We start from the raw sequence: 13,653 nt of genomic DNA, 5'->3' as shown, positions 1-13,653 counted from the left end.
CGGGCAAGTCTACGGCCGGGGGCCGACAATCCCGTCAGGCCCCCTCCGCCGGTACCAGGACAGAAAGCGGAACGGTGGGGTCCGCCAGCCTTTCGCGGTCTACGGGCGCCTTCGACCTGATCAGGGCCTGGATGTGCTCGGTGACGTCCCACACGTTGACGTTCATTCCGGCCAGGACCCGGCCGTCCGACAGCCAGAAGGCGATGAACTCCCGCTTGCCCACGTCCCCGCGGATCAGCACCTGGTCGTAGCCGCCCACCGGGGCGTACCCCGAGTACTCCAGGCCCACGTCGTACTGGTCCGAGAAGAAGTACGGCACCCGGTCGTAGCTGACCTCCTGCCCCAGCATCGCCTTCGCGGCGGCCGGACCCCCGTTCAGGGCGTTCGCCCAGTGCTCCACCCGCAGCCGGGTCCCCAGCGTCGGATGGTGCGCCGCGGCCACGTCCCCGACCGCGAAGATGTCCGGGTCGGAGGTGCGCAGGGACGCGTCCACGGCGATCCCGCCGCCGTGCTCCCGGTCCACCAGGGCCAGACCCGAGGTCTCCGCGAGGGCCGTGCGCGGCGCCGCCCCGATCGCCGAGAGGACCGCGTGCGCCGGGTGCTCCTCCCCGTCGTCGGTGCGCGCAGCCAGCACCATCCCGTCGTGCCCGACGATCTCGGTCAGCCGGGCCCCGAAGTGGAAGCGGACCCCGTGCGAGGCGTGCAGGTCCGCGAAGAGCCGGCCGATCTCCGGACCGAGCACCGCGTGCAGCGGGGTCGCCTCCGGCTCGATCACCGTGACCTCGGCCCCGTACCCGCGGGCCGCCGCGGCGACCTCCAGGCCGATCCAGCCGGCGCCCGCGATCAGCAGGTGCCCGTTGTCGCGGCCGAGTCCGGCCAGCGCGCCCCGCAGCCGTTCGGCGTGCGCGAGCCGGCGCAGATGGTGCACCCCGACCAGCTCGGTGCCCGGGATGTCCAGCCGGCGCGGCTCCGCGCCGGTGGCCAGCAGCAGCTTGTCGTAGGGCAGCGCCGTGCCGTCGCCGAGGACCACTTTCTTGGCCTCCCGGTCGAGCTGGACCGCCGGCTGGCCGAGGTGCAGCTCGATGTCGGAGGCCGCGTACCAGGAGGGCTCGTGGACGAAGACGCTCTCGCGCTCCTCCTTGCCCGCCAGGTATCCCTTGGAGAGCGGGGGCCGCTCGTAGGGATGGTCGCGCTCGTCTCCGATGAGGATCACCCGCCCCGTGAACCCCTCGGACCTCAGCGTCTCGGCCGCCTTAGCTCCGGCAAGCCCTGCGCCGACGATGACGAATGTCCGGTGTGCGTCGACCACCTGATGCCTCCTCATAACCTCTCCGCCACATGCGACCACATGCGAGCGTCCCGCACTGAGCCTGCCGCGTGAAGGGGGAGTGGCCCGATCGGCTCACCCTTCGGCGCGTCGCGTGCGCATCGTGAGCCGGGCGTGCAGGGAGCGCGCCGAGGCGTCGGTGAGCATCGCGATCTGGTCGACCACCGCACGTTTGCGGGCCTTGTCGTCCGGCGCGGCGTCGAAGACGGCCCGGAACTGCGGGTCCAGGCCCTCCGGCGCGCGGGCGCTCAGCGCCTCCGCGAGCTCGGCCAGGACGATCCGCTGATCGGCGCGGATCCGCTCCTGCTCGTCGCGCTGCATGACGTACAGGTCGGCGACCGCCTTGAGGACGGCGCATTCGTTGCGGGCCTCGCGCGGGACCACCAGCTCCGCCCCGTACCGGGTCAGGCGGCCGGTTCCGTACGCCTGCCGGGTGGCTCCCTCGGCGGCCAGGCAGAAGCGGCCGATCAGCTGGCTCGTGGCGTCCTTCAGGCGGGCCTGGGCCACGGCCGAGCCGTCGTACCCGTGCGGCCACCAGTCCTGCTCCATCAGTCGGTCCAGCGCTTCGCGCAGCTCCTCCGGCTCGGTGTCGGCCGGCACGTACCGGCCGATCGCCACCCGCCAGATCACGGTGCGCTCGGGCTCGGCGAAGAGCAGGTTCGGGTCGAGGTGGCCGGCGTGCAGGCCGTCCTCGAAGTCGTGGACGGAGTACGCCACGTCGTCGGCCCAGTCCATGACCTGGGCCTCGAAGCACTTGCGGTCGGCGGGCGCGCCGCGGCGCAGCCACTCGAAGACCGGCAGGTCGTCCTCGTAGGCGCCGAACTTCACCGACCCGGGGTCGGTGGGGTGGTCCCCGCGCGCCCAGGGGTACTTGGTTGCGGCGTCCAGGCAGGCCCGGGTGAGGTTGAGCCCCACGCTGACGAGCGCGCCGCTCTGCGGATCTGGGACGAACCGCTTGGGCTCCAGCCGGGTCAGCAGGCGCAGCGACTGGGCGTTGCCCTCGAAGCCGCCGCAGTCCTTGGCGAACTCGTTGAGTGCCTCCTCGCCGTTGTGGCCGAAAGGCGGGTGTCCCATGTCGTGCGAGAGGCAGGCGGCCTCGACCAGATCGGGATCGCAGCCGAGCGCGGCGCCGAGCTCGCGGCCGACCTGGGCGCATTCCAGGGAGTGCGTCAGGCGCGTACGGGGACTCGCGTCCCAGTCGTACGAACGCGTACCGGGGGTGACCACCTGGGTCTTACCGGCGAGGCGGCGCAGGGCGGAGGAGTGCAGCACGCGGGCGCGGTCGCGCTGGAAGGCGGTCCGGCCCGGCCGTTTGTCGGGCTCGGCGGCCCAGCGCTCGGTATCGGCGAAATCGTAGGGCGGACGAGCGGACGCGGTGGTGCCTTCCAAGCCTTCCATGCTCCGAACGGTAACCGGAGTCACCGACAAGAGGAGCAATCCGAGCAATCGGAACCAACACGCCCTTTACGCGGTGGCCAGTTCCAGTGGTCCGCTCCGCTCCTTGTACCGCTCCGCGAGGGCTTCGTCGTAGCGCTGGAGCACCAGGCGGGCCAGCGCCGGATGATCGCCCAGCGGGGCGGCGGCCGCCCCCGGCGCGGCAGCGGCGCTCGCGGAGGCGAACCGCCCCGGGGCGGTGAAGTACGAGGCCACGGCGGGCCGGTGGCAGCCCCGCGCGGCCAGGGCCCGTACCGCCTCGGGCACGGTGGGCGCGGCGGCCGAGGCGTAGGCCGCCACCACGGGCACCCCGCCGAGCCGCTCGGACAGCAGGGCGGCGGTGGCCCTCGTATCCGCGGCGGACTCGGGGTCGCGCGATCCGGCGGCGGCCAGCACCACCGCCGACCCGGCGCTCCAGCCGGCCTCCACGAGCCGCTCGTAGAGGGCTTCGACCAGCAGCGGATGCGGGCCGAGGGGGGCCGCGACCCGGGTCCGCAGGTGCCCGGCGCGGGCGGCCGCGGCAGGCAGGTCCCGCTTGACGTGGGTTCCGCGCCCCAGCAGCAGCGGCACGAGCACGGCGCCTCCGGTGGCCCGTTCGAGCGTGTGGTCGAGCAGCGGCTGGTTCAGCTCGATGTGCCCGAGCCGGACACGGAGGCGGGGGCGGAGCTCGCGGACCCGTTCGAGCAGGGCTTCGCCGGCGGGGAGGGCACGCGGGTCACGGCTGCCGTGGGCCACGGCGACGAGGGTGGGCTGCATGGGAGGGCTCCGTGGTGTCGGGGGCGCAGCCCGCTGAGCTGCGTGCCGAGCTGGGCGGTGATCCGGGTCAGGAGCTCCGCCGTGGTGGCGGGCTGAAGGGGAAGGGACTCGGGAGGGTGCGCCGGCTCCGTCATGAACCGATCCTGCGCGCCGCACGTTGCCGGTGCGTTGCGCCGGGGTGACGGGTCTTTTCCACCTGCTCACAGGAGGATGGACGGCGGGGGTGGACGGCGCGGAACGGCGGGGGTGGACGGCGCGGAACGGCGCCGGGGCGGATGCCCCGGCGAGGACCGGCCCCGGCGGCCGAAGCGGCCGCGGCAACCGAGGGATCTTCCTCCGCGTCCTGAGCTGCGGAACACCAACCAGGCACAACACGGGGGTCGGGCATGCACGGGACCGGGACACGGCTGACGGAGCGGCTGCGGCCGGGGGCGCTGGTGCCCCGGACCGTACGGGGCCGGCGGCGGGCCGTGCGGCTGGTGATGGCCGGCTGCGTGCTGGCGCTGCTGCCCTCCGCGTGGACCCACGCCGCCGCCGCGCCCCGGCTGCGCACCACCGCCGACGCGCCCGCCGCCGAGGTGGCGGTGGTCTTCGGAGCCGGGCTGTGGAACGGCCGCCCGACCCCGTACCTGGCGAACCGGCTGGACGCCGCCGTCGAGCTCTACCGCGCGGGCAAGGTCAAGGTCGTCCTCGTCACCGGGGACAACAGCCGCACCGAGTACGACGAGCCCGACGCGATGCGCGCGTACCTGACCGGCCACGGCGTGCCCGACGGGCGGATCGTCAGCGATTTCGCGGGATTCGACACCTGGGACTCCTGCGTCCGGGCCCGGGAGGTCTTCGGGGTCCACCGGGCGGTGCTCATCAGCCAGGGCTTCCACATCCGCCGGGCGGTCGCCCTGTGCGAGGCCGCGGGCGTGGACTCGTACGGGGTCGGCGTCGACGACGCGCACGACGTGACCTGGTACTACGGCGGCACGCGCGAGGTGTTCGCGGCGGGCAAGGCGGCCCTGGACGCGATGTTCAAGCCGGAGCCGAAGTTCCTGGGCCCGAAGGAGGAGGGGGTGTCGCGGGCCCTGGCCGCTCTGGCAGACTGACGCCGCTGTCGGCGTATGCCGATTAGTCATATGGCAATCTGTCTGATGCGTCAGGGGTCGTGGTTACCGTGGCTGTAGTGGATCTGAGTGACAAGGTCGTCGTCATCACCGGCGGGGCCCGCGGCCTCGGCGCGGCGGCCGCGCAGGCCGTCGTGGACGGCGGCGGCAAGGTGCTGATCACCGACGTCCTGGAGGCGGAGGGCGCCGGGACGGCGGCGAAGCTGGGCGACTCGGCGCGCTTCTTCAAGCACGACGTGACGAGCGAATCCGACTGGCAGGCGGCACTGCAGTACGCGGTCGCCGAGTTCGGCCGCATCGACGGCCTGGTCAACAACGCCGGCATCTCCACCGGCCAGTTCCTGGAGCACGAGAGCGTCGAGCACTTCCGCCGGGTCGTCGAGATCAACCTGGTCGGCGTCTTCATCGGCATCAAGACCGCGATCCCGCTGCTGCGGGAGAACGGCGGCGGCTCCATCGTCAACATCTCCTCCGCCGCCGGCCTCACCGGCCTCGCGCTGACAGCCGGGTACGGGGCCTCGAAGTGGGCCGTGCGCGGACTGTCGAAGGTCGGCGCGGTCGAGCTCGCCGAGGCCGGGATCCGCGTCAACTCGGTCCACCCCGGCATGACGCTGACCCCGATGACCGCCCCGATCGGCATCCAGGCCGGCGAGGGCAACTACCCCGGCGCCCCGCTGGGCCGCGTCGGCCTTCCCGAGGAGATCGCCGCCGCCGTCGCCTTCCTCCTCTCGGACGCCGCCGGCTACATGACCGGCGCCGAGCTGGCCGTCGACGGCGGCTGGACGGCCGGCCTCACGGTGAAGTACCTCACCGGCCAGTGACGCACCTCAGCGGGCAGCACCTCCCCGGGGCAGCACCTCACCGGGCAGTGACGTACCTCACCGGGCGGCAGGGCCCGCGCTGAGGTGCCCGTACAAGAGGCGTAACCGGGCGCGGCGGCGGGCGTAACACCCGCGACGCATGGTGAGGCGCATGCACACCCCGGGAGCCGCACCGGCCGATACCGCCTCCTCCGCCGTCACCGCCACGCACTGCCCGTACTGCGCGCTGCAGTGCGGCATGAACCTCCGCCCCGAACCGGGCGGAGCGGCAGTGACGGTGGAGGAGCGCGCGGACTTCCCCGTGAACCTGGGCGCGCTGTGCGGCAAGGGCCGCACGGCCCCCGCAGTGCTCTCCTCCCGGGTGCGCCTCACCGAGCCGCTCGTCCGCACCCACGCCGGGCGGCTGGAGCCGGCCACTTGGGAGGAGGCCCTCGACGCCGTCGCCGAGGGGCTGGCCCGTACGCGCAGGACGTACGGGGCCGACGCGGTCGGGGTGTTCGGCGGAGGCGGGCTGACCAACGAGAAGGCGTACGCCCTCGGAAAGTTCGCCCGCGTCGCCCTGCGGACCTCGCAGATCGACTACAACGGCCGGTTCTGCATGTCCTCGGCCGCCGCCGCGCACCAGCGGGCCTTCGGGCTCGACCGGGGGCTGCCCTTCCCGCTGGAGGACATCCCCCGGACCGGCTGCGTCATCCTCGTCGGCTCCAACCCCGCCGAGACCATGCCGCCCGCCCTGCGGTTCTTCCGGGAACTGCGCGAGAACGGCGGCACGTTGATCGTGGTGGACCCCCGCCGCACACGGACCGCCGAACAGGCCGACCTGCACCTGGCCCCGCGCCCCGGCACGGACCTGGCACTGGCCCTCGGCCTGCTCCACCTCGTCGTCGCGGGCGGCCGCACCGACGAGGAGTTCATCGCTTCGCGCACCACCGGCTGGGAGGAGGCCCGCGCGGGCGCGATGGCGCACTGGCCGGAGCTGGTCGAGCGGATCACGGGCGTGCCCGTGCCCAAGCTCCGCGAGGCGGTGCGGATGTTCTGCGAGCCGACCTCCGCCATGGTCCTGACCGCCCGCGGCCCCGAGCAGCAGTCCAAGGGCACCGACACCGTCGGCGCCTGGATCAACCTCTGCCTCGCCACGGGCCGCGCCGGCCGCCCCCTCTCCGGCTACGGGTGCCTCACCGGGCAGGGCAACGGCCAGGGCGGCCGCGAACACGGCCAGAAGGCCGACCAGCTCCCCGGCTACCGCAAGCTCACCGACCCGGCGGCGCGGGCGCACGTCGCCGAGGTGTGGGGCATCGACCCCGCGGACCTCCCCGGCCCCGGCCGCAGCGCATACGAACTCCTCGACGCCCTCGGCACGGACGTCAGGGCCCTGCTCCTCATGGGCTCCAACCCGGTGGTCTCCGCCCCCCGGGCCGGCCACATCGAGGACCGCATCCGCTCCCTGGACTTCCTGGCCGTCGCGGACGTCGTCCTCTCGGAGACCGCGGCCCTCGCCGACGTGGTCCTCCCCGTCACCCAGTGGGCGGAGGAGACCGGCACCACCACCAACCTGGAGGGCAGGGTCCTGCTCCGCCGCCGGGCCCTGACCCCGCCCCCGGGTGTCCGCAGCGACCTGGAGGTCCTGCACGGACTGGCCGCCCGGCTGGGCGTGCCGAAGGCCTTCCCGACCTCGCCCGAGGAGGTCTTCGAAGAGCTCCGCCGCGCCTCGGCCGGCGGCCCGGCGGACTACGCGGGGATCAGCTACGCCCGCATCGAAGCCGAACAGGGCGTCTTCTGGCCCTGCCCGGACGAAACCCACCCCGGCACCGAGCGCCTCTTCCTCGACCGCTTCGCCACCGACGACGGCCGGGCCCGCTTCGTCCCCGTCGTCCACCGCGACTCCGCGGAGGTCCCGGACGCCGAGTACCCGTTCCTCCTGACCACCGGCCGGGTGGTCGCCCAGTACCAGTCGGGCGCGCAGACCCGCAGGGTGGACGAGCTCAACGAGGCCGCCCCCGGCCCCTTCGTGGAACTCCACCCCCGCCTCGCGGCCCGCATCGGCGCGGTCGACGGAGCCCCCCTCGCGGTCACCTCCCGCCGCGGCCGCGCGGTGGCCCCGGCCCGCATCACCGACACCATCCGCGCGGACACGGTCTTCATGCCCTTCCACTGGCCGGGCGAGGGCCGAGCCAACACCCTGACCAACCCGGCCCTGGACCCCGTCTCCCGGATGCCGGAATTCAAGGTCTGCGCGGTCCGGGTGGAGCCGGCCTAGGCGTCCGGGGCCCCGGCGAAGGTCGGCGCCAGCGCCGCCAACAGCCGCCGGGCGTACTCCTCCTCGGAGCCGGAGAGCTGCGGGTACTCGGCCGTGAAGTGGTCCCACTCGTGGCCGACGTTCCCGTACGCGGCGATGTCCTCCATGCTCACGCCCGGGTGGGGCAGCGGCTGTTCGGGAGCCAGCCGGAACACCTGGTCCAGCAGCGCGTGCGGCAGCGGGCAGCGCTCGGCCAGCAGCACGGCGTCGTAGAGGTCCTTGCCCTGCGGATGGGCGTCGCTGACCAGCCACAGCAGCTTCCAGGCCCGCGCCCAGGCGGCAGTCCGCTCCGGGTCGTCGAAGACCGGAACGCCGGCCCGGTAGCCGCGCGCGAAGTGCTTCAGCGAAGGATCGAAGACCGCCTGCTGGCGTACGTCGTCACCCGCCACCGGCAGCAAGGTGCGGGGCAGTCCCTTCTCGGTCCGGGTGGCCTCGTCCAGCGGTTCCCGGGAGCTGCGCGGTCATAGTCGGCCGGGAGCAGGAGTTCGAGGTGGTGCTCGAAGTAGCCGCCGCCCGGGCCCGGCCGGTCCGTGGTCCAGGGGACGGTCTCGACCTTGACCCGGACCGGGTCGAAGCCGGCCGCCCGCAGGGCGGGGACGAGCCGCTCGTGGCCGTCGCGGTCCGCCAGTCAGCATCGGCTGCGAGACCATCCGGCCCCGGGCCAGGAGGATATGGGTGACCTTCAACTTCCGCGCCCCGGACCACGCGTCGAGCCGTTCCAGCTCCGCCGGATCCGGGCAGCGCACCGTGACATGGGTTTCGTACAAAGGCATGGCAGTGGTCTTCTCGGACATGAGTCCGATCCGCATCGGGGTTCTGGTCCGGGGGTAACCATCGGTCACGCACCGGACTCAGAAAGTGCTCGCACGCCCCTCGTGGCAGCGATGTGCCGTACGCCACACTGAGGTCCGGTGCCCCCGTCCTCGGAGCCCTGTGGAGGTCGCCCCCGTGCAGACCCAGAGCCTGACCGTCACCGTCAGCCCGCCCTCGGACGCCGCCGCGTCGGCCGAAGCCGCCGCCGGCGAAGAGCCCGAGGCGGACGCCGTGGACGAGGAGGAGCCCGAGGAGGAGCCCGAGGTCCGGGAGTCGGCCGAGCAGGTGCCCACCCAGCGCAGGCGCGCGGGTGACAGCTCCGCCGGAGCGGGCCCGTCCGCCGACCTGTTCCGCCAGTACCTGCGCGAGATAGGCCGCATCCCGCTGCTGACCGCCGCCGACGAGGTCGATCTCGCACGGCGCGTCGAAGCGGGGCTGTTCGCCGAGGAGAAGCTCGGCAGCGGCGAGCGGCTCGACCTCCAGCTCACGCTCGACCTGGACAAGCTCGTCGTCATGGGCCGGATGGCCAAGCGCCGCCTCATCGAGTCGAACCTGCGGCTCGTCGTCTCCGTCGCCAAGCGCTACGTGGGCCGCGGGCTCACCATGCTCGACCTGGTCCAGGAGGGGAACCTCGGACTGATCCGGGCCGTCGAGAAGTTCGACTACGCCCGCGGCTACAAGTTCTCCACCTACGCCACCTGGTGGATCCGCCAGGCCATGTCCCGCGCCCTGGCCGATCAGGCCCGGACCATCCGCGTGCCGGTCCACGTGGTCGAGCTGATCAACCGCGTCGTCCGTGTCCAGCGCCGCATGCTCCAGGAGCGCGGGTACGAGCCCACCGCCGAAGAGGTCGCCGCCCACCTGGAGCTGACCCCCGAACGGGTCCTGGAGGTGCTGCGCCTCGCCCAGGAGCCGGTCTCGCTGCACGCCCCCGTGGGCGAGGAGGACGACGTCGCGCTCGGCGACCTCATCGAGGACGGAGACGCCGCCTCGCCCGTGGAATCGGCCGCGTTCTTCCTGCTCCGCGAGCACCTGGAAGCGGTCCTCTCCACCCTCGGCGAGCGCGAGCGCAAGGTCGTCCAGCTGCGCTACGGGCTCGCCGACGGCCGCCCGCGCACCCTGGAGGAGATCGGCCGGATCTTCGGCGTGACCCGCGAGCGGATCCGCCAGATCGAGTCCAAGACCCTCAACAAGCTCCGCGACCACGCCTTCGCCGACCAGCTCCGCGGCTATCTGGACTGAAACGGGCAGGGGGCGCCCCGAAGGACGCCCCCACCTCGAGCCGGTCCGGTCAGTCGACCTCGGCGACCGCCTGCGCGAACTGCGCCGCGTACAGCCGCGCGTACGCGCCGTCCGAGCCCAGCAGCTCCTCGTGCGTGCCCTGTTCCACGATGGAGCCGCTCTCCATCACGAGGATCAGGTCGGCGTCGCGGATCGTGGACAGCCGGTGCGCGATCACGAAGGAGGTGCGGCCGGCCGCGAGGCGGGCCATCGCCTTCTGGATCAGCACCTCGGTACGGGTGTCCACCGAGCTCGTCGCCTCGTCGAGCACCAGGATCACCGGGTCGGACAGGAACGCCCGCGCGATGGTGATCAGCTGCTTCTCGCCCGCGCTGACGCCCGCGCCCTCGTCGTCCAGCACCGTGTCGTAGCCCTGGGGCAGGGTGCGGATGAACCGGTCCGCGTGCGCCGCCCGCGCGGCCTCCTCGATCTCGGCGCGCGTCACCTCCCGCGAGGCACCGTAGGCGATGTTCTGCGCGATGGTGCCGCCGAAGAGCCAGGTGTCCTGGAGCACCATGCCGATGCCGCCGCGCAGTTCCTCGCGGGTCATCTTCGCGATGTCCACGCCGTCGAGGGCGATCCGGCCGCCCGTGACCTCGTAGAACCGCATCAGGAGGTTGACCAGCGTGGTCTTGCCGGCGCCGGTCGGGCCGACGATCGCGACCGTGTGGCCCGGGTCGACGGTGAGCGAGAGGTCCTCGATCAGCGGCTTGTCCAGCTCGTAGCGGAAGGCGACCTTGTCGAAGGTGACCTGTCCGCGGAGGGTCTCCGGGCGCTCCGCGACCTCGACGTCCGGGTCCTGCTCCTCCGCGTCCAGCAGCTCGTAGACCCGCTCCGCCGAGGCGACGCCGGACTGCACCAGGTTCGCCATCGAGGCGACCTGGCTCAGCGGCATCGAGAACTGCCGCGAGTACTGGATGAAGGCCTGCACGTCACCGATCGACAGGGTGCCGGAGGCGACCTTCAGACCGCCGACGACCGCGACGAGCACGTAGTTGATGTTCGAGATGAACATCATCACGGGCTGCATGATCCCGGTGACCAGCTGCGCCTTGAACGAGGCCTTGTACAGCTCCTCGTTCTGCTCGGCGAAGAGGGCCGCGGACTCCTTCTGCCGGCCGAAGACCTTGACCAGCGTGTGGCCCGAGTACATCTCCTCCACGTGCGCGTTGAGCGCGCCCGTGGACTTCCACTGCGCCACGAACTGCGGCTGGGACTTCTTGCCGATCTTCGAGGCCACGTACGCCGAGACCGGGATGGTCACCAGCGCGACCAGAGCCAGCACCGGGGAGATCCAGAACATCATCGCCAGCACGCCGATGATGGTGAGCAGCGAGTTCATCAGCTGCCCCATCGTCTGCTGGAGCGTCTGGCCGATGTTGTCGATGTCGTTCGTGGCCCGGCTGAGCACCTCGCCGCGCTTCTGCCGGTCGAAGTAGGACAGCGGCAGCCGCGACAGCTTCGCCTGGAGGTCCTCGCGCATCCGGTACACGGTGCCGTTCTGAATGTGGTTCGACAGCCGTGTCGCGACCAGCATCAGCAGACCGGCGATCGTGAAGACGGCCAGCGCCCACAGCGCCACCGCCCCGACCGCGCCGAAGTCCACGCCCTTGCCCGGGGTGAAGTCGGTGCCGGACAGCATGTCCGCCATGCCGCCGTCGCCGTTGGCGCGCATCCCCGCCAGGGCCTGCTCCTTGGTGAGCCGGGGATCCATGTTCTTGCCGATGATCCCCGCGAAGACCAGGTCGGTGGCCTTGCCGAGGATCTTCGGACCGGTCACCGAAGCGGCGACGGAGCCGACGACGGCGACGACCATGCCCAACAGCTTGACCCGGTCGCGCGCCAGTTCGCGCAGCAGCCGTTTGCCCGAGCCCTTGAAGTCCATGGACCGCGTCGTCGGCGGTCCCATCATCATCCGTCCTCCGGGCCCGCTCATGCGGCCTCCGCCTCCGTCAGCTGGGAGAGCACGATCTCCCGGTAGGTCTCATTGCCGGCCATCAGCTCGTGATGGCGTCCTTCGCCCACCACTTGCCCCTCGTCGAGGACGATGATCCGGTCGGCGTCGCGGATCGTGGAGACCCGCTGGGCGACGATGACCACGGTGGCCTCCTCGGTCTCGCGGGCCAGGGCGGAGCGCAGCGCGGCGTCCGTCGCGTAGTCCAGGGCCGAGAAGGAGTCGTCGAAGAGGTAGATCTCCGGGCGCTGTACGAGCGTGCGCGCGATCGCGAGCCGCTGGCGCTGGCCGCCCGAGACGTTGGTTCCGCCCTGGGCGATGGGGGCGTCCAGCCCGCCCTCCAGCTCGGACACGAAGCCCTTGGCCTGCGCCACCTCCAGCGCGTGCCACAGCTCTTCGTCGGTGGCGTCGGGACGCCCGTAGCGCAGGTTGGTGGCGACGGTCCCGGAGAACAGGTACGGCTTCTGCGGCACCAGGCCGACCGTCCTGGCCAGCAGCTCCGGGTCGAGGCGGCGCACGTCCTCGCCGTCCACGAGGACCTCGCCGCCGGTCGCGTCGAACAGCCGGGGGACCAGGCCCAGCAGCGTGGACTTGCCGCTGCCCGTGGAGCCGATCACGGCGGTGGTCCGGCCGGGGCTTGCCACCAGGTCGACCCCGCGCAGGACGGGGGACTCGGCGCCCGGGTAGCGGAAGTCGGCGCCGCGCAGTTCGAGGCGGCCGTGGCTCAGCAGCTTGCGGACGGGGTCGGTGGGAGGGACCACGCTGGAGTCGGTGTCCAGGACTTCCTGGACGCGCTCGGCGCAGACCTCGGCGCGCGGCACCATCATGAACATGAAGGTGGCCATCATCACGGACATGACGATCTGCATCAGATAGGCCAGGAAGGCCGTCAGCTGGCCGATCTCCATGCCGCCGCTGTCGACGCGCATCGCACCGAACCAGATGACGGCGACGCTGGAGATGTTCACGACCACGATGACGGTCGGGAACATCAGCGCGAGCAGCTTGCCGGCCGCCAGGGAGACGCCGGTGAGGTCGGCGTTGGCCTCGCGGAAGCGGTCCTTCTCGTAGTCGTCGCGGATGAAGGCGCGGATCACCCGGTTGCCGGTGATCTGCTCGCGCAGGACCCGGTTCACGGTGTCCAGGCGCGTCTGCATCTTGCGGAACAGCGGCCGGGTCTTCAGCACGATCGCGCCGACCGACAGACCCAGGACGGGGACGACGGCGAGCAGCACGCCCGACAGCTTCACGTCGAGCGAGAGCGCCATGAAGATGCCGCCGACGCACATGATCGGAGCCGAGACCATCAGGGTGAAGGTCATCAGTACGAGCATCTGGATCTGCTGCACGTCGTTGGTCGTGCGGGTGATCAGCGACGGGGCGCCGAACTGGCCCAGCTCGCGCGCGGAGAAGCTCTGCACGCGGTCGAAGACGCCGGCCCGCAGGTCGCGGCCGAAGGCGGCGGCGGTGCGGGCGCCGAAGTAGACGGCGCCGCAGTTGCAGGCGAGCTGGACGAGCGAGATGCCGAGCATCAGGGCGCCGGAGCGCAGGATGTAGCCCGTGTCGCCGTTGACGACACCGTTGTCGATGATGTCGGCGTTGAGCGTGGGCAGGTAGAGGCTCGCGCTGGTCTGCAGCAGTTGCAGCAGGACCAGCACGGCGATCGGTTTCCGGTACGGACCGAGGTGGGTCCGCAGAAGTCGTATGAGCACGCGCAGGCTCCGGTCGGCATATCGAGGGGGTTCAACCCATCTTCGGCCAATCGGGTGCCCGATCCCTACCGCTTTTCGCAAAGCCCGGCCAAAAGGAGTAGACCGGGCCCGGCCGGTCCTAGGCCTCCGCGCCGGCCCCGCATC

At 72.1% G+C, this 13,653-nt stretch carries 9 protein-coding genes and 1 pseudogene; 4 read left to right on the top strand and 6 right to left on the bottom strand.

Translation table 11 applies throughout. The features are described from left to right. Positions 1–34: 34 nt before the first annotated feature. From AC3IYJ_RS13070 to AC3IYJ_RS13060, 3 genes and pseudogenes are all read right to left on the bottom strand, one after another. Positions 35–1,309: an NAD(P)/FAD-dependent oxidoreductase gene (locus AC3IYJ_RS13070; protein WP_489401471.1), complete on the bottom strand. Its 1,275-nt coding sequence runs from the start codon at positions 1,307–1,309 to the stop codon at positions 35–37. Positions 1,310–1,402: 93 nt separating this feature from the next. Continuing rightward, positions 1,403–2,725 (bottom strand): deoxyguanosinetriphosphate triphosphohydrolase, encoded by a 1,323-nt coding sequence (locus tag AC3IYJ_RS13065; RefSeq protein ID WP_489401470.1) that lies wholly within the window; start codon positions 2,723–2,725, stop codon positions 1,403–1,405. A 66-nt stretch (positions 2,726–2,791) separates the two neighbouring features. Then, positions 2,792–3,651 (bottom strand): annotated as a pseudogene (locus tag AC3IYJ_RS13060) (sirohydrochlorin chelatase). 252 nt (positions 3,652–3,903) lie between these two features. Here AC3IYJ_RS13060 and AC3IYJ_RS13055 point away from each other — a divergent pair. The 3 genes from AC3IYJ_RS13055 to AC3IYJ_RS13045 all read left to right on the top strand — a co-directional run bounded on the left by AC3IYJ_RS13055 (position 3,904) and on the right by AC3IYJ_RS13045 (position 7,710). Beyond that, a complete protein-coding gene (locus AC3IYJ_RS13055) occupies positions 3,904–4,614 on the top strand; it encodes a SanA/YdcF family protein (protein WP_489401469.1) in 711 nt (236 codons plus the stop codon). A gap of 77 nt (positions 4,615–4,691) precedes the next feature. Beyond that, complete coding sequence (locus AC3IYJ_RS13050; RefSeq protein ID WP_489401468.1) at positions 4,692–5,453, top strand: glucose 1-dehydrogenase; 762 nt, start codon at positions 4,692–4,694, stop codon at positions 5,451–5,453. A 151-nt stretch (positions 5,454–5,604) separates the two neighbouring features. Then, a complete protein-coding gene (locus AC3IYJ_RS13045) occupies positions 5,605–7,710 on the top strand; it encodes a molybdopterin oxidoreductase family protein (RefSeq protein ID WP_489401467.1) in 2,106 nt (701 codons plus the stop codon). Here the strand turns inward: AC3IYJ_RS13045 and AC3IYJ_RS13040 are convergent. Beyond that, positions 7,707–8,138, bottom strand: a complete 432-nt coding sequence (locus AC3IYJ_RS13040; protein WP_489401466.1) for a hypothetical protein — start codon at positions 8,136–8,138, stop codon at positions 7,707–7,709. The genes AC3IYJ_RS13045 and AC3IYJ_RS13040 overlap by 4 nt on opposite strands. Before the next feature lie 559 nt (positions 8,139–8,697). On the opposite strand from AC3IYJ_RS13040, the gene AC3IYJ_RS13035 reads away from it, so the two are divergent. Further along, positions 8,698–9,804: an RNA polymerase sigma factor gene (locus AC3IYJ_RS13035; protein ID WP_489401465.1), complete on the top strand. Its 1,107-nt coding sequence runs from the start codon at positions 8,698–8,700 to the stop codon at positions 9,802–9,804. A gap of 49 nt (positions 9,805–9,853) precedes the next feature. On the opposite strand, the gene AC3IYJ_RS13030 is transcribed toward AC3IYJ_RS13035, so the two are convergent. Together AC3IYJ_RS13030 and AC3IYJ_RS13025 are read right to left on the bottom strand one after the other, a co-directional pair. Further along, entirely contained in the window at positions 9,854–11,779 is a 1,926-nt protein-coding gene (locus AC3IYJ_RS13030) for an ABC transporter ATP-binding protein (protein ID WP_489401464.1), read from the bottom strand. Beyond that, on the bottom strand, positions 11,776–13,509 hold the full coding sequence (locus AC3IYJ_RS13025; protein ID WP_489401463.1) for an ABC transporter ATP-binding protein: 1,734 nt from the start codon (positions 13,507–13,509) through the stop codon (positions 11,776–11,778). The genes AC3IYJ_RS13030 and AC3IYJ_RS13025 overlap by 4 nt, the downstream gene beginning before the upstream one ends. Positions 13,510–13,653 lie beyond the last annotated feature (144 nt).

The organism is Streptomyces sp. GL_140, from assembly GCF_057834465.1.
Note: the sequence above shows the minus strand (reverse complement) of the source record. Positions and strands in the feature narration are given on the sequence as shown.